The sequence below is a fragment of the Bacteroidota bacterium genome (genome assembly GCA_018816945.1).
GTDB lineage: Bacteria > Bacteroidota > Bacteroidia > Bacteroidales.
This window is the reverse complement of the sequence record JAHIVC010000028.1, coordinates 1-20695: the sequence shown is the minus strand read 5'-3', so window position 1 is coordinate 20695 and position 20695 is coordinate 1. Positions and strand designations below refer to the sequence as shown.

The following is a 20695-nucleotide window of genomic DNA, read 5'->3' as shown; positions in this document are numbered from 1 at the left end:
AATAAGTATTTTACAAATATACATCATTTATCTTTATATGAAGATATTATTTTGTAGTTTTGTTTAATGAAAATTTAGAAGTAATTTTTTATGAAAGAAGACAGCGACATCATAGATATATTAATTGCTGAATGGAAAAAAGAGAGGCCAGAACTTGACGTTGAATCAATGCAAGTGGTTGGTCGTATCTTAAAACTTAGCAAAATTCTTGAAAAAAGAACGAATAAAGCTCTAAAAAACAGTAATATCTATTATACAGATTTAGATGTATTAGCTACCATAAGACGGTCGGGAGCACCTTATGAATTATCTCCAAAACAATTAATGAAATCGGTTTTAATAACTTCAGGAGCTATGACTGCCTTGTTGGATAGACTTACGAAATTACAATTAATTTATCGGGCCCCGAATACACAAGATGGACGCATTAAATTGGCCGGATTAACAGAAAAGGGAATAAAAATTATTGATGAAGCAATTGTAATAAGATTTAAAGATGCTAAGTCGGTAGTAGAAGTTTTTAATAAAACTGAGCATGAAGAACTTGCAATCTTACTAAAAAAACTATTAATATTCTTAGAATCAGAATAATTTATGACACTTACCGTAGTTTTTTGCAGATGATAAAAGGATTAAGATTATTTTGGAACTTAATCTTTTTGTTGAGCTTACCCAGAAGGGATTTACATGCTTGACGAGATAAACTTCTCATCCCTAAAGTCTTCAAAAAGAATGACTCAAGGTTATAATCTTCCTTGAGCCATTTAAATAAGTGACTCCGAAGGGATTATTTCATGATCCTTTCAAATTCATTACAAGGAATTAAAACTTTAATTGCTTCGCAATTTGAAGACAAAAGCCCACTCACAAAAAAAGCAAGCTTTTTTGTGCCTGCTTTTGCCTTCCTAAAAATGTTTTAATCAGTAAGTGACTCCGAAGGGATTCGAACCCCTAACCCTCTGATCCGAAGTCAGATATTCTATCCAGTTGAACTACGGAGCCATTATTTAGTGGCGCAAAGTTAAGAATTCATTTTTGTAATTATCAAAAGAAAGTAGATTCTGATTAAAAAAATTGTTTTTATTGGTTTTTTAAAAAATACGCCTAAATTTGTCAGCAGAAAATCAAGTAACGAATGTTCAGAAATTTAAATAATAATCTTACCAATAATAACGCTAATAATCATTTATTAGGTGTCGGAAAGCTTATTTTTTAAATTGTAAAAATATTTTTAAAAAGCCTTCCGAAATCGGAGGGCTTTTTTTGTGCAAAAAAAACAGAAATGAATAACCTGAATAACAATTTCAATAATAATAATTTTTCACCTTAGCAGGTTATGCACTTTCTATGTCATAAGCCTGCTGTTTCAGCGGGCTTTTTTTATTTCATAATAAACCATAATAATAATTCGAATCATGACAAAGGTAAAACAAGAATAAAATAATAAGTTTCTATGAACACATCCTTAATCTTGCGTCTTGAATCTGAAATCTTAAATCTTAAAACATGAAAACCGACTTTTTAAAAACAGAACAATCCATTAGTTTCGTTAAAGAAACATTTGAAAAACTACTTTCAAAACAACTCGATCTCTATAAAATATCTGCACCGCTCATGGTTTTGGACGGAACCGGCATTAACGATGATTTAAACGGAATTGAAAGAGTAGTTGGATTCCCAATAAAAGCACTTCAAGACAGAAAAGCTGTTATTGTAAACTCACTCGCAAAATGGAAGCGATTGCGCTTAAAAGAATTAGGCGTTGAAGCCGATAAAGGGATACTCACCGATATGAGAGCCATCCGACCGGATGAAGATTTCTCCTCAATTCACTCTATTTATGTTGACCAATGGGATTGGGAAAAACATCTTACTGTTGAACAAAGAAGTTTATCAACTTTAACATCTGAAGTAAAAAAAATATATGAAGCCATTAAGAAAACGGAACTGTTAGTGCAAGAAAAATACCCGGAACACAAGGCAATTTTGCCCGATCAAATAACTTTTATCCATGCAGAAGAACTTTTGAATCTCTATCCTGAATTAACTCCCCGTAAACGGGAATCGGAAATTACAAAAAAGCATAAGGCTGTTTTTATTATCGGTATCGGGGACAAGTTAAGTTCGGGCGAAGCCCATGATGGACGTGCTCCCGATTATGACGACTGGACTACAAGCACCGTTAACGGTTATAAAGGTTTGAACGGAGATATTATTGTTTGGCACCCGGAGCTAAAAAATGCATTCGAACTATCTTCTATGGGCATACGCGTTGACAAAAATGCTTTGCTTAAACAGTTAGAAATGAGTGGAAAATCCGCAAGAAAGGAATTATTTTTCCATCAACAAATTTTAAATGACAAGCTCACTCAAAGCATTGGTGGCGGGATTGGCCAATCACGCTTATGTATGTTCATGCTGAAAAAGAAACATATCGGTGAGGTACAGGTAAGTTTATGGTCCGACTCCATTCGTGAGGACATGAAGAAAGAAGGCGTGTATTTAATGTGATTTGGCGTTTGGCTTGAGGAGATTGACAAAAATACTCAATCTCCTTAGTTTCATTTTTATCGAATTATTGCATAATAATTCGAAGAATCTATCTTTTTTAAACGATGAAATTGCTTATTTTTGAACTCTAATCAATCAAACCAAAACCCATGTCAGAAAAAGTATTTGATAAAGTTGCTCCCGGTGTAGTGACCGGAGATGATGTTCAGGAAATTTTTAGAATTGCAAAAGCAAATCAATTTGCCATACCTGCTGTAAATGTTGTTGGAACCAACTCAATTAATGCTGTTTTAGAAGCCGCAAAAGTGGTTAATTCTCCTGTAATTGTTCAGTTTTCGAGTGGTGGCGGGCAGTTTTATGGTGGTCAGGGAGCAAATAATGATGGTGGTAAAGCAGCTTTGCAAGGTACCATTTCGGGTGCGCTTCATATTCATCTAATGGCTGAACAATATGGAATTCCGGTAATCATTCATACCGATCATGCAGCAAAAAAACTTTTACCATGGATTGATGGATTATTGGATGCAGGTGAAAAGCATTTCAAACAATTTGGTAAACCTTTGTTCAGCTCGCACATGCTTGATCTTTCGGAAGAAACTTTGGAAGAAAATATTGCCATTTGTAAACAATATTTAACACGCATGAGTAAAATTGGGATGACCCTCGAAATAGAACTGGGTATTACAGGTGGAGAAGAAGATGGTGTTGATAATTCAGGTGTTGACAGTTCGAAATTATATACGCAACCTGAGGAGGTATCTGCAATGTATGAGGCATTAAGCTCAATAAGCAGTCGATTTACAATTGCCGCCGCATTTGGCAATGTTCACGGTGTTTACAAACCGGGAAATGTAAATTTGGAACCCATTATTTTGAAAAATTCTCAGGAGTATATCCAAAAGAAATTCAATACCAATATTAATCCCGTATGCTTTGTTTTTCATGGTGGATCAGGAAGCGAGCCTGCAAAAATCAAGGAAGCCATATCGTACGGAGTTGTGAAGATGAATATCGATACCGATACTCAGTGGGCATTTTGGTTGGGTGTTAAAAACTATGTGGAAAAATACGGCGACTACCTGCAATCTCAAATTGGTAATCCCGAAGGTGAAGATAAGCCCAATAAAAAATATTATGATCCACGAAAATGGTTAAGAGCAGGGGAATTGGCAATTGTAGATAGGCTTAAAATTGCATTCGAAAATTTGAATGCCATAAACCGAAACTAAGCATACATAATTTTATACATAAAAAAGACTCTTAATTAAGTTTAGGGTCTTTTTTTATGACTATTTGAGTGAAATTGTTTCTGAAAGAATTTTGGGATGAATACAAAGAACAGGGATCGGCGAAGTATTGATCATCTGCGAAGCATAGGGTCCTAATAGGATATTAGCGGTCGACTTTTCCTGTTCAGTCATAATTGAAATCAAATTTGCTTCAATTTTTGTTGCGTATTGAATGCTTGCCTGCGTAACATTTTCAGCATCTACAGTTGTAAGTTCAAATTCAATATCTTCTTCTTTAAAATATTCGATCACTTGATTCGCATATTTCTTCACTCTTCCGATAACCGATTCAGATTTGGATGAATTTACAGCCAATACAAACACTTTAGCTTTGAATAATCCGGCGATAATCCCGGTGAAAATTATTTTTTGTCGTGTTTCAGGGGTACTATCAATGGGTAAAACAATCTTATTCAGGTTATTTGCAATTTGCGAACTGGCAGGTATTGTAATGACCGGCAAAGTGGTCGACATTACAATTTTGTAGGCATTGCTTCCAAGCCAAAATTTTTCGAATCCTGATGAGCCATGTGTTCCGGTGATGATGATGGAAGCATTGGATTTTTCGGCCTCATCCACAATTTCACTGTAAATTTTCCCGGTCTTTATTTTATAACTTAGTTCATGCTTGAAAATCTTTACATATTTTTCGATCAAAGCTTTAAAGCGATTTTCAGCCTCATCAACAATATTTTCTGTCAGATCAACAAAAATATCCTTTGAAAAATCGGGTCGATTAACCCATACCATTACAATATTGGCAGCCGCTTTATTTCCAATATTAATTGCATGTTCAAGTGCATTTATCGAACATTTTGAGAAATCAATTGCAACCAGAATGTTTTTTATCATCTGAGAATTGAATTATGTTTAATCTAATTTGGGAAATTTGATTTTGGTTTTTATGACATATGCTGCAGGATATTTCCTTATAATTTGTTGAAGAAATTGCTCTGCTTCGATTTTTGATCTGAAATCGCCCACTCTTAAACGATAATAAGGTGAACCATAAATAACATAAGCTCCAACCTCCGGATATATTCTTAAAAACTCATCTCTTACGCTCATGGTACGGGCCTTCGAATTATTTCCGGATTCAAAAAACAAATGAATCCGATATCCTTCTATTCCGTTATGCTCTTCATTTGCCAAGCTATATTCATTTAATACACGATGAAAAGAAACCAAACTATCAATTCGTTCATCCTGATAAATTCTGACCTGCCCATTTGCACGGAATTGTTGAGAAAATATTGAGCATGAATTAATCAGGGTTATCAGTATTAAGAAATATTTTTTCAAATTCATGTTTTTACAATTACATCTTTGGCCTGATGTTCATAACCGGAATGGGCGAATTGTTAATTATTTGCCTTGCATTGGGCCCAAGAAATACGCTTGAATTCGTAACTCCTTGTTCGGTCATTATTGCAATTAAATCTACCTTTTGTAAGGTTGCATAATTAATAAGCGCTCCTGTTAAATCATCAGACATCACAGTTTCGACTGCAAATTTAACTTTATTTTTATCAAGATATTGTATGGCTTTTTCAATATTTTGATCCACTTTAAGTTTTAAAGCCTTTATCATTTGAGGATAAACCGCCAAAACGTGAACTTGGGCATCAAAAACTTTTGCCAATTCTGAAGTAAAAATCAATTTCTCAATTGAATCTTTAGTGCTATCAATAGGAATAACTATATTCTTAATCGAATTTCCAAAAGCAAATTCCTTTCGTACAATAACAACAGGGCAAGGTGCATTGGTCACAATTCTATAAGTATTACTTCCAACCCAGTATCTTTCAAAACCACTAACCCCATGGGTTCCCGTAACAATCAAAAAGGCATTATCATGCTTTGCCTGTGCAGAAACTTCATTAAAAACCTTTCCCATTCTTAGCTTATAATCAAGTTTTCCCTTGATTAATTTAGGGCGGTATTTCAAAAGAATTTCTTCAAAATAACCTTTCATTTCTTGTCTTATCGCTTGCTCTTCATGTGTGAAAACCATTTCCGGTGAAGATTGATTGTCCACCCATATCATTTTAACATTTGCATGGTGATGATTTGCGATCATAATGGCATAATCAAGTGCGTGAAGTGAGCAATTTGAAAAATCGATGGCTACAATGATTTCTTGCATAATTGTATGAATTAATATGGATATCTCCGCTAAATTAGCTAATTATTCATCCTAAAACCATGTTTTAGGTCGTAAAACTTTAAGTTTAAGATGGAATCCCTTAATTTATTACATTTGTTATTTAAAATATTGATCGATAAATGAACGAAAATTTAGATCCGGATAAAGATCATTTAAGCCCCGGTGAGAAAGAAATTGAAAAGGTACTACGACCAGCCGACTTTAGGGATTTCTTTGGTCAGCCAAAAGTAGTCGAGAACCTTAAAATTTTTGTGGAGGCTGCCAAACAAAGGGGTGAAGCGTTAGATCATGTGCTTTTGCATGGCCCACCCGGCTTAGGAAAAACCACTTTGTCCTATATTATTTCGAATGAATTGAATGTTGGGATTAAGGTTTCATCAGGACCGGTACTTGATAAACCGGGCGATTTGGCAGGTTTGCTTACCAACCTGGAAGAAAATGATGTGTTGTTTATTGATGAAATTCATCGTTTAAGCCCCGTCGTAGAGGAGTATCTTTATTCGGCCATGGAAGATTTCAAGATCGATATCATGATTGAATCCGGCCCTAATGCCCGCAGTGTTCAAATATCGCTAAATCCATTTACCTTAATTGGAGCAACAACCCGTTCCGGATTACTGACAGCTCCATTACGTTCCAGATTCGGAATCAATTCACGACTTTCGTATTACGATGCTGATACATTAAAAGCGATCATTAAAAGATCAGCCACCATATTAAATGTGAGGTTAACCGAAGATGCTGCCTCTGAAATTTCAAGAAGAAGCAGGGGAACCCCACGAATTGCAAACTTACTTTTGCGACGCGTGCGCGACTTTGCCCAAATAAAAGGGAACGGAAACATTGATTTGGCCATTGCTCAATATGCCCTGGCTGCATTAAATGTTGATAAAAACGGACTTGACGAAATGGATAATCGCATCCTTTTAACGATCATCGAAAAGTTCAAAGGAGGCCCTGTGGGAATTTCAACCATTTCAACCGCCGTTGGCGAAGAAGCCGGAACCATTGAAGAAGTTTATGAACCCTTTCTGATCCAGGAAGGATATATGATGCGTACTCCACGTGGACGTGAAGTGACAGCATTGGCTTATAAGCACCTAGGGAAAATTAAAGAAAAAGATCAGTCTTCTCTTTTTTAAATAAATGAGATTTGATGCCTGAGCAAGTAACAATTTCGGAGAAGATAAAAAACTTTGCCCTAAAAATTGGCTTTCATGCATGTGGGATCTCTAAAGCTAACTTTTTAGTCGAAGATGTAGCTTTTTTTAAAAAATGGTTGGATCAGAATCATGAAGGTGAGATGGCCTATATGAGAAATCATGTTGAAAAACGCACTGATCCCCGCCTTTTAGTCGAAAACGCAAAATCGGTTATTTCGGTTTTGCTAAATTATTATCCTGAAAAACCGCTTCATGCTGAAGATCAATATAAAATTTCGAAATATGCCTATGGCGTAGATTATCATTTTGTACTAAAAGATAAACTTACAGAACTATTAAATTTTATTGAAGAATTATGTGGCAAGAGAACTGCACGAATCTTTGTCGACTCGGCTCCTGTGCTGGATAAAAGATGGGCACAAAAAAGCGGTCTTGGGTGGATTGGGAAAAACACTTGCTTAATTACGAAAGAACAGGGTTCTTTCTTTTTTGTCGGGGAGATTATTATTGATCTGGATTTAGATGTTGATGAACCCATTGAAGATTATTGCGGCTCTTGTACCAAATGCCTCAATGCCTGCCCAACCAATGCCTTGGTTGCTCCATATCGTTTGGATGCGAGAAAATGCATTTCATACCTGACCATCGAAAACAAAGATGAAATTCCTGATCGTTACAAAAACTCTTTTAACAAATGGATTTACGGCTGTGATATTTGTCAGGATGTTTGTCCATGGAATAAGAAAGCAATCCCTACCTTAATTCCTGAATTTAGACCCTCAGAGGAGCTGTCTCGAATGAAGGCTGAAGACTGGCAAAATCTTGAAAAAGGAAAATTTAACAAATTATTTAAAAACTCCGCAGTATTGAGAACTAAATTTGCAGGACTAAAAAGAAACATCAAATTTGTTTCTGACTAAGAGATTTTCTCAAAACTAAAAAAACTATGGCTGCTACAGAAACGATACAAATACCCCTTGGGTTTACTGCTCCTAATTTTAAGCTCTTCGATCCGGTGAGTGGAGTACATAAATCCTTAGATGAACTAAAATCAGATAAAGCAACAGTAATTGCATTTATTTGCAATCATTGTCCGTTTGTCAAACACATCATCCATGAATTTATTGCGATTGCAAACAATTATATTCCCAAAGGGATTTCATTTATTGCGATCAACTCAAACGATGTGGCAAATTATCCTGAAGATAATCCGGAAAAGATGAAAGATTGGGCGACAAGTTTAAAATTTCCTTTTAGTTATTTGTACGATGAATCCCAAAACATTGCGATGAACTATAGTGCTGCTTGTACGCCTGATTTCAACGTTTTTGATGGTGATTTAAAATGTGTTTATCGCGGTCGTCTAGATGGCTCAACACCGGGAAATAATGTTCCTGTTAACGGTTCTGATTTAAGAAATGCACTTGACGCCATTGTTAATGGAAAAGAAATTAATAAGGAGCAATTCCCAAGTATCGGATGTGGCATTAAATGGAAATTGGAATAGTTTTCCGATAGAATAATTTCAGAATTTTAGACTAAAAATGCTGTTGGTTATTGGTTATTGGCTGTTAGCTGTTGGCTATTATAAATTGGGAGTTTAATACTAAGAGCTAATAGCAAACAGCTAAAGGCTATTTTAATTATTTGTTTCTGCTTGTTGTGTATTCAACAAGGGTTTGAAGGGATGTCTTGAATTCGCTTTCCGGAAATTGTTTTAAAAAATCAAGTGCCAGATTTCGGTAATGGTTCATGTGTTTTGTGGCATATTCGATCCCTCCCGATTGTTTAACTTTCTCAATGATTTCGGCAACTATTTTTGGATCCCTACTTTTGTTTTTTACCTGATAAATAATTTTTCGTCTTTCAATATAACTTGAGTTTTTTAGCAGAAAAATGAGTGGAAGGGTCATTTTTTTTTCTTTAATATCAATTCCTGCCGGTTTTTCTTTATTGGTGCTTTGCTGATAATCAAAAATATCATCTTTAATCTGGAATGCGATTCCAATATTTTCGCCGAATTCCCTGAATGCTTCCACCTGATTTGCAGGAGCTCCAACAGAAGCAGCACCGGTTGCACAACATGACGCAATTAAGGTGGCTGTTTTCTTCCTGATGATTTCAAAATAAATATCCTCTTCAATATCGAGTTTTCTTGCCTTTTCAATTTGAAGCAATTCTCCTTCGCTCATTTCCTGAACTGCATCCGAAACTATTTTCAGCAAATCATGATCATTATTTTTAACGGATAGGAGGAGACCTCTTGAAAGTAAAAAATCGCCAACCAGTACTGCAATTTTATTGCCCCATAAGGCATTCAATGAAAAAAACCCACGTCGCTTGTATGATTCATCCACAACATCATCATGAATCAGGGTAGCAGTATGTAGCAGTTCAATCAAAGAGGCTGCTCTACTCGTTTTTGCTGAAATTTCACCGCAAATTCCGGCAGATAGAAAAACAAATATTGGCCTTATTTGTTTTCCTTTCCGCTTTACCATATATCCGGTAATCGTATTGAGTAGCGGAACCTTGCTTTTCATCGACTGATTGAATTCCTTAGTAAAATCCTTCAGATGAATCTTAATGGGTGCTTTTATTTGATCGAGTGTATCCATGGTTTAATTAATCAAAATTAGTACTTTTCCGTAACTTTCAAATGATTGGAGAAAACATGAATTCTGTTTTGAAAGAAATGCAGGATATTCGCTAATTTTGCAAAAAACAAACTATGTCCGGATTTTTATTTAATGAAATAATTTTTGGCCCCGTGAAAAGCCGTCGGCTGGGAGTTTCGCTGGGAATAAACCTTTTACCGATTGATTATAAATATTGCACCTTTAATTGCGTGTACTGCGAATGCGGATGGAATGAAGAACATAAAACCAAACACTCTCCATTTCCTAAAAGAGAAGAGATCGCCTTACTTCTAAGACAAAAATCAGAGCAACTTGTTAAAGATGGAGTGGTGCCTAATAATATAACTTTCGCCGGAAATGGAGAACCAACTATCCATCCCGATTTTGCAAGAATAGTTGATGATACTATTATATTAAGGGATGAATTCTTCCCGAAAGCATCTACCACTGTTTTATCAAATGCCAGTTTGGTTCACAAGCCCGAAGTTTTTAATGCGCTTTTAAAAGTTGATAATAATATTTTAAAACTGGATGCGGGTTCTGAAACCCAATTTCAAAGAATAAATTTATCCAAGTCAAATACAAGTCTTGCCCAGCATGTTGAAAATCTCAGCCTCTATAAGGGAAACCTTATTATTCAGACTTTATTTTTAACGGGCACGGTTGATGGAAAAATTATTGATAATACTAATGAAGAAGAAGTGGGATTGTGGCTCGATCTCATCAAAAAAATTAATCCTAAAAAGGTGATGATCTATCCTATCGACCGAGAAACACCCGCACAAGACTTAAATAAAATCCACAAAGAAAAGCTAATGGAAATTGCATCAAGGGTTAATACTTTAGGAATTAAAACAGAGGTATATTAAATCATGGAAAAATATCCTGCCAAAATCTTAGTTGCATTTACAGAAACCATTGATGGAAATAAAAATATATTGGATTGGCTATTGAAAAATGGATATCCGGAATTAGCAGCATTATCAACGGCAATTAGAGGAAGCGATGAGGCAGTAAATTGGCTCATTAAAAATGGCCATTCTCAATTTGCCGCCTTGGATGCTGCAATTACAAATGATCAAAAAGCCTATCAATGGCTAAAAGATAATCACTTTGATTTATTAATTATTTTGGCGGATGCGTGCAGAGGAAAAGAAGAAGCGATTGAATGGTTTAATAATCATGACTTGCAGATCTTTACCAGAATGGCCTTCAGCATAAAAAAATTTGTCGACAGTCAGGAATTTGATTACCATAAACTGAGTTTCTAGTTCTTTTTTTGGCAAAAAAACCCGGGTAAACCAGACCCGGGCTAATTAAGTTTAAATTTAAGCGTAATGTTAACCACATTTTGAATAACCACACGATGTGCATGTTAAACAACCATCTTGATAAACAAGACCTTCATTATCCCCGCATTCCGGACAGTTTGATTTTTTCATTTCCGTTCCATCAGGAATGTATTTTTTTAATGCCCTGATTACCCCATTTTTCCAGGTATTGATCGACTCATCATCCAAGGTCAAATTATTAATAAGCTGAGTAACGAAAGGGATCGGCATACCATGTCGTAAAATTCCGGAAATTAATCTTGCATAATTCCAAAACTCCTTATTAAATGAACGTGATAATCCTTCAATAGTAATCTTATAGCCATCTTTGTCTTCAAATTGAAAGTCGTATCGGGTGACTTGTTTTTCGTTTTTATTCTTGATAACCCAACCTTTGGTAACAAATGGAGGAATAAAGAATCCGTCTGCTTTTCCGGTAAAAATTTCGTAAGGTTTTTGATCCAGAACACCAATTACCGCGATCCATTTATCATAGTCATTCTGGAATCTTACAATTTCAGCTTCCAATATTCTTGGTCGGGTTGGGGCCTTGGTTTCTTTGAATTCATTTTCGTTCTCTTTTTCTTTCTTATTGTCATCATTTGAAATAAGAACACCTGAGCGGGAACCATCACGGTATATGGTCATTCCCTTACATCCGCTTTCCCACGCAGTTTGGTAAATTTTACTTACCAAATCTTCGGTCGCTTCTTTTGGAACATTAACCGTAACACTAATTGAATGATCGACCCACTTTTGAATTGCTCCCTGCATTATAACTTTGCTTAGCCAATCAATATCATTTGAAGTAGCTTTATAATAGGGCGATTGTTTAATGATTTGGCTAAGATCTTCCTCTGAATAAGCCTGGACTTCTTCGGGGTTATAACCGTTAACACTTAACCAAGTTATGAATTTGGGATGGAATACATTATACTCTTCCCATGCATCGCCAACTTCATCGGTAAAGTTAACCGTGACATTTCTATCGTTTGGGTTAACTTTTCTTCTTCTTTTGTATGACACCATAAAAACAGGTTCAATTCCTGAAGAAGTTTGAGAGCATATACTTACGCTTCCTGTCGGAGCGATGGTCAACATGGCAATATTTCTGCGTCCATATTTTTCCATATTTTCAAAAACGATGGGAGCTGCATCTTTAATCCGATTAATGAAAGGATTGTTTCTTTCTTTTTCAATATCGAAGATAGGAAAAGGACCACGGTCTCTTGCCAATTCAACTGATGAACGGTAAACTTCTATCGCTAAGAGTTTATGCACCTCTGTTGAAAAGTCTGTTGCACCTTCAGTACCATAACGTGATCCCAAAGCAGCAAGCATATCGCCTTCTGCGGTGATTCCAATACCTGTTCTGCGTCCTTCCAAGGTTTTTTGACGGATGTTGGTCCATAAGTTCCATTCAATTCTTTTGGTTTCAAAAATCTCCGGATCGGCATCGATTTTCGCTAAAATCCCATCAATTTTTTCAACTTCAAGGTCAATGATATCATCCATTATTCGCAGAGCATGATGTGCATGTTTGCTAAATAATGAACCATCAAAACTGGCGTCTTTTGTAAATGGTTTGTCAACGTAACTGTATAAATTCAACGCGAGCAATCTGCAACTATCGTAAGGACACAATGGAATTTCCCCACAAGGGTTGGTAGAAAGTGTTTTAAATCCTTTATCTGCATATGAATCTGGAACCGATTCCCGGATCACGGTATCCCAGAAAAGGACTCCCGGCTCTGCTGATTGCCATGCATTATGGATTATTTTACTCCAAAGGCTATTTGCATCTATATCTTTAACAAAAGTAGGATTATCAGAATCTATTGGATATTGTTGTCGGTAAGTAGTGTTATTTACTACTGCTTTCATGAAATTATCATCCAATTTTACCGAAACATTGGCACCGGTAACTTTGCCTAATGCCATCTTTGCATCAATAAAGCTTTCAGCATCCGGATGCTTCACAGAAATACTTAACATCAAAGCACCTCGCCTGCCATCCTGCGCAACTTCGCGAGTTGAATTAGAGTAACGTTCCATAAATGGAACGATTCCCGTTGAGGTAAGCGCACTGTTTTTTACAGGGCTTCCAAAAGGTCGAATATGCGAAAGATCATGGCCAACTCCACCCCTGCGCTTCATTAGCTGAACTTGCTCCTGATCTACTTTCAGGATTCCCCCATATGAATCCGAATTCGTATCACTGCCAATAACAAAACAATTAGACAATGAAGAAACCTGGAAATTATTTCCAATTCCGGCCATCGGGCTTCCCTGAGGAATGATGTATTTAAAATCTTTTAATAATTCATAAATAGCATCCTCACCCAATGGGTTGGGATACTTTTTTTCTATTCTGGCAATTTCACTGGCTAAACGAAGATGCATATCATCAGGTGTCAATTCGAAAATTTCCCCTGCTGAATTTTTCAAAGCGTATTTATTCATCCAAACATTTGCAGCCAGAACATCTCCTTTGAAATATTCTGTTGCGCTTACTAAAACTTCCTCATGTGTGTACTTCATTAAAGTCTCTCTCTTCTTTTCCAAAACTGCTGCTTCCAATTTTTCGCTCCCTTTATTTTCGTTTAGTGTTTTTAGTTCCTCATGAGGAAGTTCAGGACGTATCCTTTTTTCTAAAACTTCATCGTAATAGTTTGGTGTATTTTTCTTCTCCAATTCTTTGTCAATACTGGCAAAAAGATTGTTATCCATGCTTAAAAAGTTAACTTAAAATTATAAATTTGATCTCTGATAAGTAACTGATATCCCGAAGGATAAAAAATCAAATATTTGGTTTTTTATATTAGAGCAAGATACAACAGAAAACTCGTACGGAATAAAAATGTTATTAACATGACATGGTTGAAAAATCGTAAGCCATTGACAGCAAAAAAAATATAGTATAAAAAAAATATTTAATACATTTTTATTACAGAAAATTAGAAAATGGTCAACTTTTTGCTAATGAATTTTTATTAAAAAAATGTTCAATAGTAAAATTTTTCCGAAACCTTCCAACATCACTTTAAACTCAAGTGACTAAAAACATTTAGTAAAATCAGATATGTTTTAATCCTCCGATTTCGGCTATTTTTAATTGCAAAGAAATCAATATTTTTTAGATAAATTTTATTCGCTACTAAATTTTATCTTTGTGATTTAAAAATAAAATTCATGTTACAAATTAAAATATTTGAGTTTAATGCATTTCAGGTCAATACCATCATCTTATATGATGAAACCAAAGAATGTGTAATTATTGATGCAGCCTGTTACCACGAATCTGAAGAAAATAAGCTTCATAAATTTATTGAATCGGAATCGTTAAAACCGGTTAAACTTATAAATACACACTGCCATATTGATCACATTTTAGGATGTAATTTCATGAGTGAACAATACGGGCTTGATTTAGGGATACATGAGGCAGGTAAGTTATTTATTGACGTTGCAGCAGAACACGCCTTAGACTTTGGTTTTACAATAGATCCCATACGTGTACCTTTATATTTCTTGAATGAGGAGAGTATGATAGAGTTTGGCTCTACTACTTTAAAAGTGCTTTATACACCAGGGCATGCCGATGGCAGCATTTGCTTTTTAAGCGAAGAAGACAGATTGGTTATTGTCGGAGATGTATTGTTCAGGGAAAGTATTGGACGAACCGATTTACCAACCGGTAATTTTGAGTTATTGAAAAAGAGTATCCATGAAAAGCTTTTCAATTTGCCCAATGATTATACAGTAATACCTGGACATGGCCCAAAAACAACAATTGGATATGAAAAGGAGAATAATCCTTTTGTAGGGATGAATTAACTATCCACGATCTCGCAAAGTATTCGAAACACAATCCATCAGATCCCTCGACATCGCTCGGGATTCCATCCTGCCCTTCTTCGGCGGGTATAACGTATGGCAGGAGTTCGAATAATTAATTTTGTTTCTCAAAATTTAATTCTCACTGATTAAGGATTTTCGCCATTTCATTCACATCTTGTTTATTCATGCAGTTAAAATGGGTTTTAGGACATTTGTCGAATCCAATTTTAGAACAAGGCCGGCAATTCAGGTTATCAACCTGGAACAAATGAGTTTTTTGACCAGCACCGATAGGTAAATATGGATACATTCCAAACTCGGGTATTGTATTTCCCCAAACCGAAATAATTTCTTTCTCAAAAGCGGCAGCAATATGCATCAATCCGGTGTCATTTGTAACAATTTTATCGGCTAAGGATATCAGTGAGGCTAATTGATTGAGAGAATACATTCCACAGGAATTTAACACAGGGGCTTCGGTTGCTGCTATAATTGATTCCCCGCAATGAAAATCCTCGGGTCCACCCATTAATACAACTGGTTTTTCCAACTTTTTTATAAGTTCAATTATTCTGTCTGCAGGCAATATTTTGGTAAAATGCATACCCCCGATAACAATCCCAATAAAGCCTTCTCTGAAAATTTCAGGTAAATCATTCAACGAAAGTCGATCATCTTCATGAATAAAATAATCCAGGCCTTTTCCATCGTTTTTAACTGAAAGTTTTTCAATCGCCTTAAAATAACGATCAACAATGTGATATTCGGGAAGTCTGTTTATTTTAAATCTCACCATTAACCACTTTCTGAAATTAGTTTTCGAGAAACCGGAACTTGGTCTTCGTAAGCTAAGACGTATCCCAAAAGATCTAAAATTCTTGTGCAAGTCAATAACCCGATCAAATTTTTCTTTTTTAAGTGAAGGAAGTACTTCGGCTATTTTCTGATTAATGGTATGTAAATGGTCAATATAAGGATTGGCAGACAGTATGGATTCAAATTTCTTTTTGGTCAGATAATGAATTTCAACATTCGGTATTTGAGTTTTTAAGCATCGGAGAATCGGGGTGGTAAGAACTACATCCCCAATTGAACTAAATCTTATAATCAGAATTTTTTTCAATGCTGGCTTTTATGCAAATATAAATAATATGCAATTTCAAATTCAATTTCTTCAAGCTTATATCACTTCTTTTGTGTTATTTTTGCGGCATGATACTCATTGATACGCATACCCATTTATATTTAAATGAATTTGATAACGACCGGGATCAGGTTGTGAATGATGCAATTGAGAAGGGTGTAAAGTACATGTTTCTTCCTAATATCAATAGTAAATCCGTAGCAGGAATGTTAAGTTTGGAAGAAAAATACCCTACTAATTGTTTTGCTATGATGGGACTGCATCCAACAGATGTAAATGAAGATTATGAATCAGAATTAAGCATTGTTGAAGCCTGGCTAGCAAAAAGAAAATTTATTGCCGTTGGTGAGATCGGCATCGATTTATATTGGGACAAAACTTTTATTGACGAACAAGTTAAAGCTTTTAAATTTCAGATTGAACTGGCCAAAAAATATGATTTACCAATAGTTATCCATTCAAGAGATTCGATGACAGAAATTTTATCTGTCCTTAAATCCATGAATTTAGAAAAGATCACAGGTGTTTTTCATTGTTTCAATGGAACATTGAAACAGGCAATTGAAGTAATTGAGATGGGATTTTTGTTAGGAATTGGTGGTGTGGTTACATTTAAAAATGCAGGTCTCGATAAAATTGTAGAGGCTATCGACCTGAAAAACTTACTTTTAGAGACCGATGCCCCTTTTCTGACACCGGTTCCGCATAGGGGAAAACGCAATGAAAGTGCTCATACCTATTATGTAGCCAAAAAAGTTGCAGAAATAAAACAAATATGTATTAAAAAGGTGGCAGAAATTACCACTGATAATGCCAAACGCATTTTTAAAATTGATCAGTAAATTATGACGACAAAATCTTCAATATTGGTTTTATACACCGGAGGAACCATCGGCATGATTCAGAATGAAGAAACCGGAGCTCTGCAACCATTTAATTTTGATAAAATTTACGATCAGATTCCTGTTTTAAACAGAATTGGATGCGATTTGAAGTTTCATTCTTTCGACCCACTCATCGATTCATCCAATATGCATCCCGATTTTTGGGTAAAACTTGTTGAAATTATTGATAAAGAATATAATAATTACGACGGTTTCGTTATACTTCATGGATCAGATACGATGGCCTACACTGCTTCAGCGTTGAGCTTTATGCTCGAAAACTTAAATAAACCCGTAATTTTAACAGGATCACAACTGCCCTTGGGTATGATCAGAACGGATGGTCGTGAAAACTTTATAACTGCCATTGAAATTGCAGCTTCAAAAAAGGATGGACTTCCTATTATCCCGGAAGTTGCGATTTATTTTGAAAACAAATTATTAAGGGGAAACAGAACGAGCAAAATGAATGCGGAGAATTTTAACGCTTTCTTTTCGGGGAACTACCCACCATTGGCTGAAGTTGGAGTTCATATAAAATACAATTCGAATTACATCAGAAAAGCAAATAATAAACCGCTGATTATACATACCAATTTAAATAATAAAGTTGCCATTTTAAAGCTATTCCCCGGAATTTCGCAGATGACGGTACAAGCGATTTTTAAAATACCCGGCTTAAAAGCCGTAATTCTGGAATCATTTGGGGCGGGGAATGCACCTACAGATAAATGGTTTTTAAAAGAATTGAACGATGCCATTCAAGATGGAATCATCGTTGTTAATGTAACACAATGTAAAGAAGGTTCGGTAGAAATTGGCAAATATGAAACGAGCATGAATCTTGGTAAGATAGGGGTAATTGGGGGTTACGACATAACAACAGAATCAGCCATTGCAAAATTGATGTATTTATTGGGAAATAACTTTACCCTAACTAAAACAAAAAAATTATTACAAACTTCATTACGTGGCGAACTGACAATTTAATATGTCAGCATAAAATAAAATAGAGATGAAAAATGGATTTTAGTGCGGCCTTCAGAGTTTATTTATGCAGTATAACGAGTGGTTCATGAAAAACAAATTAAAAACAGATGAAAATTTTTATATTTTTGCAACGAATAAAATAGTTATGAATCATGGAGAGGTGGCCGAGCGGTTCAAGGCGCACGCTTGGAAAGCGTGTGTACGCCAAAAGTGTACCGGGGGTTCGAATCCCTTCCTCTCCGCCATTATTTATTCTAAAAATTAGGTAAATGTTTTACTCAATTAAAATAAATATTTATATTTGCGAACTAAAAAAACCAGAAATATTTAAAAAACAGTAAATTGATCATTTTTTAAGTTTGAATTATTAAGAAAAATAAACGTTAACTATGAAAAAATTAATTGCTTTAATGACGATAGCAGGAATGCTAACCTTTGGATTTTCAAACATGGTGGTAGCACAGAGTAATATTACTGCCAATTCTGAAATGACATCTGAAACAACCCCAGTTGAAGCACAAGCAACTGATGTTGTTAACACTCTTGGAACTGAAGCTGCAGAAAGTCAGGGGTTTCAACAAGTAATAAAAGAACAATTTATCGCAGGTGACTGGCGATTTATGGGTTTAGTATTGATTACAATGGTTCTTGGTCTTGCTTTAAGCATTGAGAGAATTATTTATTTAAATCTTGCTACAACCAACAACCAAAAATTATTAAATCAGATTGAATCTGCATTGCAAACCGGAGGAGTTGAAGCTGCAAAAGACATTTGCAGAGACACAAAAGGTCCTGTTGCCAGTATTTTTTATCAAGGATTGGATCGCTATTCTGAAGGAATTGAAATCGTAGAGAAATCTATTGTTTCTTATGGTAGTGTTTTAATGGGCCGATTAGAGAAAGGATTATCTTGGATTTCATTATTCATTTCAGTTGCGCCAATGCTTGGTTTCATGGGTACTGTAATTGGTATGATCGTAGCTTTCCAAGCTATTGAAGCTGCTGGTGATATTTCTGCAAACATTGTTGCCGGAGGTATGAAAGTTGCGCTTTTAACAACCGTATTTGGTTTGATCGTAGCTGTTATTCTTCAAATCTTCTATAATTATCTTCTTGCTAAAGTTGATGGATTAATAAACGATATGGAAGATAGCACTATCACTTTTATTGACATTCTTACAAAATTCAAATCAAAAAACTAATTGATCATGACTGATACTATTAACAAGATATTACAAATTGGTCTACTGGTTGTATTTGCAATTTCAGCTGTACTATTTGTATTATTCTATATTAACGGAGAATCAATGACCGATACAGTATTAACATGGGCATATATATTATTTGCCTTTACCATCGTGTTGTTGATTGGATTCCCTATTGCTTTTTTCATTAAAAACCCTAAAAGTGGTTTAAGAATGTTATATGTAATAGTAGGATTTGCAATTCTTTATGGGATCTCTTATGCATTCGCATCAGACGCGACCAATGCAGACATCTATGAAAAAGCTCATGTAACTCCTGGCATCTCAAAATTTATAGGAGGTGGACTGATCATGACTTATATCCTGATTGGAATTACAATACTTTCATTGGCTGTAGCCAGTATTAGGAAAATGCTTAATTAACTTAAAAATATTTAGCAAAATGGCAAGGAAAACTCCGGAGGTAAATGCTGGATCGATGGCTGATATTGCATTCTTGATGCTTATCTTCTTTTTGGTTACAACAACCATGGATGTTGATACAGGAATCATCCGTCAGTTATCACCACCTCCACCAAAAGACGCCCCCATACCAGATATTAATAAGAGAAATATGATGACTATCTTGGTTAATAATCAAGATGCTCTGATGATAAATGGAAAACCTGCTGACATTAACACACTTAGAGCTGATGTTAGAGATTTTATGTCCATTCATCCAGATGATCCCGCTTATCCGGTAGTTGAATTTAAAACATTTGATTATTTGGGAGAGATACAGGTTTCAAGAGGCATTGTTTCTTTAAAAAGTTTACGTGGTACTTCATACGAGATGTATATAAAAATTCAGGATCAAATTGCTGCGGCCTTTTCTGATCTTAGAAATGAACTGGCTATGCAAAAATTTGGTAAAAAACAGGATAAACTTGTTGACCCGAATTTAGTTGATGCTATTAATAAAGCGATCAAGCTTAGCGTTTCGGAAGCTGAACCCGAAGATATAGGAGGTAAATAATATGTCAAGATTTAAAAAAGAAGGATCAAAAGATGTTCCGGCAATTAGTACTTCTTCAATGCCGGATATCATTTTTATGCTATTGTTTTTCTTCATGGTTACTACTACCATGAAAGAAACTACGGTAATGGTAAGAAATACATTACCTCAGGCATCAGAAGTTGAAAAATTAGAGAAAAAATCGCTGGTGAGTTTTATTCATGTAGGGCCACCTCAAAATAGGGCGGTTTATGGAACAGAACCCCGTATTCAATTAAATGATCGTTTTGCATTGCTTTCCGAAATTCAGGAATTCGTTACCCAAGAAAGAGATGCTCGTGATGAAGTAGATCGTAAATTCATAACAACCTCATTAAAAATTCATAATGAGACTAAAATGGGTTTGGTTTCTGATATCAAACAAGAATTGCGCAAAGCAGGTGCATTCAAGATTAACTATTCAACAAGAAAACTTGCTGCTCGTAAATAAAGCAAAATTTTAAAGTTAATAAAAAAGAGGAAATAGAATTTATTTCCT

Annotated in this window: 21 protein-coding genes and 2 tRNA genes; 16 read left to right on the top strand and 7 right to left on the bottom strand. The window is 35.3% G+C overall.

Features of this window, described 5'->3' with window-relative positions; translation table 11 throughout:
• Positions 1 to 90 precede the first annotated feature (90 nt).
• Positions 91 to 591 carry a MarR family transcriptional regulator gene (locus KKG99_05770; GenBank protein ID MBU1012492.1) on the top strand — a complete coding sequence of 167 codons (501 nt, stop codon included), beginning with the start codon at positions 91 to 93 and terminating at the stop codon, positions 589 to 591.
• A gap of 337 nt (positions 592 to 928) precedes the next feature.
• Here the strand turns inward: KKG99_05770 and KKG99_05765 are convergent.
• Positions 929 to 1002 (bottom strand) — tRNA-Arg (locus KKG99_05765).
• Between the two features lie 504 nt (positions 1003 to 1506).
• Between KKG99_05765 and asnA the strand changes: the two genes are divergently transcribed.
• Positions 1507 to 2511 carry an aspartate--ammonia ligase gene (gene asnA / locus KKG99_05760; GenBank protein MBU1012491.1) on the top strand — a complete coding sequence of 335 codons (1005 nt, stop codon included), beginning with the start codon at positions 1507 to 1509 and terminating at the stop codon, positions 2509 to 2511.
• A gap of 149 nt (positions 2512 to 2660) precedes the next feature.
• Complete coding sequence (gene fbaA, locus KKG99_05755) at positions 2661 to 3740, top strand: class II fructose-bisphosphate aldolase (protein MBU1012490.1); 1080 nt, start codon at positions 2661 to 2663, stop codon at positions 3738 to 3740.
• 60 nt (positions 3741 to 3800) lie between these two features.
• Here fbaA and KKG99_05750 read toward each other — a convergent pair whose 3' ends face one another.
• The 3 genes from KKG99_05750 to KKG99_05740 are packed head-to-tail and all read right to left on the bottom strand — an operon-like array spanning position 3801 to position 5946.
• Positions 3801 to 4652: a universal stress protein gene (locus tag KKG99_05750; protein MBU1012489.1), complete on the bottom strand. Its 852-nt coding sequence runs from the start codon at positions 4650 to 4652 to the stop codon at positions 3801 to 3803.
• Between the two features lie 18 nt (positions 4653 to 4670).
• On the bottom strand, positions 4671 to 5108 hold the full coding sequence (locus KKG99_05745; protein ID MBU1012488.1) for an SPOR domain-containing protein: 438 nt from the start codon (positions 5106 to 5108) through the stop codon (positions 4671 to 4673).
• A gap of 10 nt (positions 5109 to 5118) precedes the next feature.
• The gene (locus KKG99_05740) at positions 5119 to 5946 is read right to left on the bottom strand and encodes a universal stress protein (protein ID MBU1012487.1); all 828 of its coding nucleotides are present in this window, start codon (positions 5944 to 5946) and stop codon (positions 5119 to 5121) included.
• Positions 5947 to 6086: 140 nt separating this feature from the next.
• On the opposite strand from KKG99_05740, the gene ruvB reads away from it, so the two are divergent.
• From ruvB to KKG99_05725, 3 genes are read left to right on the top strand one after another with little or no spacing between them, the layout of a single operon-like run.
• Positions 6087 to 7109 carry a Holliday junction branch migration DNA helicase RuvB gene (gene ruvB, locus KKG99_05735; GenBank protein MBU1012486.1) on the top strand — a complete coding sequence of 341 codons (1023 nt, stop codon included), beginning with the start codon at positions 6087 to 6089 and terminating at the stop codon, positions 7107 to 7109.
• Positions 7110 to 7123: 14 nt separating this feature from the next.
• Positions 7124 to 8050: a tRNA epoxyqueuosine(34) reductase QueG gene (gene queG, locus KKG99_05730; GenBank protein MBU1012485.1), complete on the top strand. Its 927-nt coding sequence runs from the start codon at positions 7124 to 7126 to the stop codon at positions 8048 to 8050.
• A 26-nt stretch (positions 8051 to 8076) separates the two neighbouring features.
• Complete coding sequence (locus tag KKG99_05725; protein ID MBU1012484.1) at positions 8077 to 8637, top strand: thioredoxin family protein; 561 nt, start codon at positions 8077 to 8079, stop codon at positions 8635 to 8637.
• A gap of 136 nt (positions 8638 to 8773) precedes the next feature.
• On the opposite strand, the gene KKG99_05720 is transcribed toward KKG99_05725, so the two are convergent.
• Entirely contained in the window at positions 8774 to 9748 is a 975-nt protein-coding gene (locus KKG99_05720; GenBank protein ID MBU1012483.1) for a polyprenyl synthetase family protein, read from the bottom strand.
• A gap of 113 nt (positions 9749 to 9861) precedes the next feature.
• Here KKG99_05720 and KKG99_05715 point away from each other — a divergent pair, with 113 nt between their 5' ends.
• Together KKG99_05715 and KKG99_05710 are read left to right on the top strand one after the other, a co-directional pair.
• The gene (locus KKG99_05715; protein ID MBU1012482.1) at positions 9862 to 10638 is read left to right on the top strand and encodes a radical SAM protein; all 777 of its coding nucleotides are present in this window, start codon (positions 9862 to 9864) and stop codon (positions 10636 to 10638) included.
• A 3-nt stretch (positions 10639 to 10641) separates the two neighbouring features.
• Complete coding sequence (locus tag KKG99_05710; GenBank protein ID MBU1012481.1) at positions 10642 to 11040, top strand: hypothetical protein; 399 nt, start codon at positions 10642 to 10644, stop codon at positions 11038 to 11040.
• A gap of 69 nt (positions 11041 to 11109) precedes the next feature.
• Here KKG99_05710 and KKG99_05705 read toward each other — a convergent pair whose 3' ends face one another.
• Complete coding sequence (locus KKG99_05705; protein MBU1012480.1) at positions 11110 to 13641, bottom strand: adenosylcobalamin-dependent ribonucleoside-diphosphate reductase; 2532 nt, start codon at positions 13639 to 13641, stop codon at positions 11110 to 11112.
• A gap of 651 nt (positions 13642 to 14292) precedes the next feature.
• Here KKG99_05705 and KKG99_05700 point away from each other — a divergent pair.
• Positions 14293 to 14937 (top strand): MBL fold metallo-hydrolase, encoded by a 645-nt coding sequence (locus tag KKG99_05700; protein MBU1012479.1) that lies wholly within the window; start codon positions 14293 to 14295, stop codon positions 14935 to 14937.
• A gap of 142 nt (positions 14938 to 15079) precedes the next feature.
• Here the strand turns inward: KKG99_05700 and KKG99_05695 are convergent, their stop codons facing one another.
• Complete coding sequence (locus KKG99_05695; GenBank protein MBU1012478.1) at positions 15080 to 16063, bottom strand: glycosyltransferase family 9 protein; 984 nt, start codon at positions 16061 to 16063, stop codon at positions 15080 to 15082.
• Positions 16064 to 16152: 89 nt separating this feature from the next.
• On the opposite strand from KKG99_05695, the gene KKG99_05690 reads away from it, so the two are divergent.
• The 7 genes from KKG99_05690 to KKG99_05660 all read left to right on the top strand — a co-directional run bounded on the left by KKG99_05690 (position 16153) and on the right by KKG99_05660 (position 20647).
• A complete protein-coding gene (locus tag KKG99_05690; GenBank protein MBU1012477.1) occupies positions 16153 to 16926 on the top strand; it encodes a TatD family hydrolase in 774 nt (257 codons plus the stop codon).
• A gap of 3 nt (positions 16927 to 16929) precedes the next feature.
• Positions 16930 to 17958, top strand: a complete 1029-nt coding sequence (locus tag KKG99_05685; GenBank protein ID MBU1012476.1) for a type I asparaginase — start codon at positions 16930 to 16932, stop codon at positions 17956 to 17958.
• 154 nt (positions 17959 to 18112) lie between these two features.
• Positions 18113 to 18203 (top strand) — tRNA-Ser (locus tag KKG99_05680).
• 144 nt (positions 18204 to 18347) lie between these two features.
• Positions 18348 to 19160 carry a MotA/TolQ/ExbB proton channel family protein gene (locus tag KKG99_05675; protein ID MBU1012475.1) on the top strand — a complete coding sequence of 271 codons (813 nt, stop codon included), beginning with the start codon at positions 18348 to 18350 and terminating at the stop codon, positions 19158 to 19160.
• 6 nt (positions 19161 to 19166) lie between these two features.
• Positions 19167 to 19586 (top strand): hypothetical protein, encoded by a 420-nt coding sequence (locus tag KKG99_05670; protein ID MBU1012474.1) that lies wholly within the window; start codon positions 19167 to 19169, stop codon positions 19584 to 19586.
• A 19-nt stretch (positions 19587 to 19605) separates the two neighbouring features.
• Positions 19606 to 20178, top strand: coding sequence for a biopolymer transporter ExbD (locus tag KKG99_05665; protein ID MBU1012473.1), 573 nt, complete (start codon positions 19606 to 19608; stop codon positions 20176 to 20178).
• A gap of 1 nt (position 20179) precedes the next feature.
• Complete coding sequence (locus KKG99_05660) at positions 20180 to 20647, top strand: biopolymer transporter ExbD (GenBank protein ID MBU1012472.1); 468 nt, start codon at positions 20180 to 20182, stop codon at positions 20645 to 20647.
• Positions 20648 to 20695 lie beyond the last annotated feature (48 nt).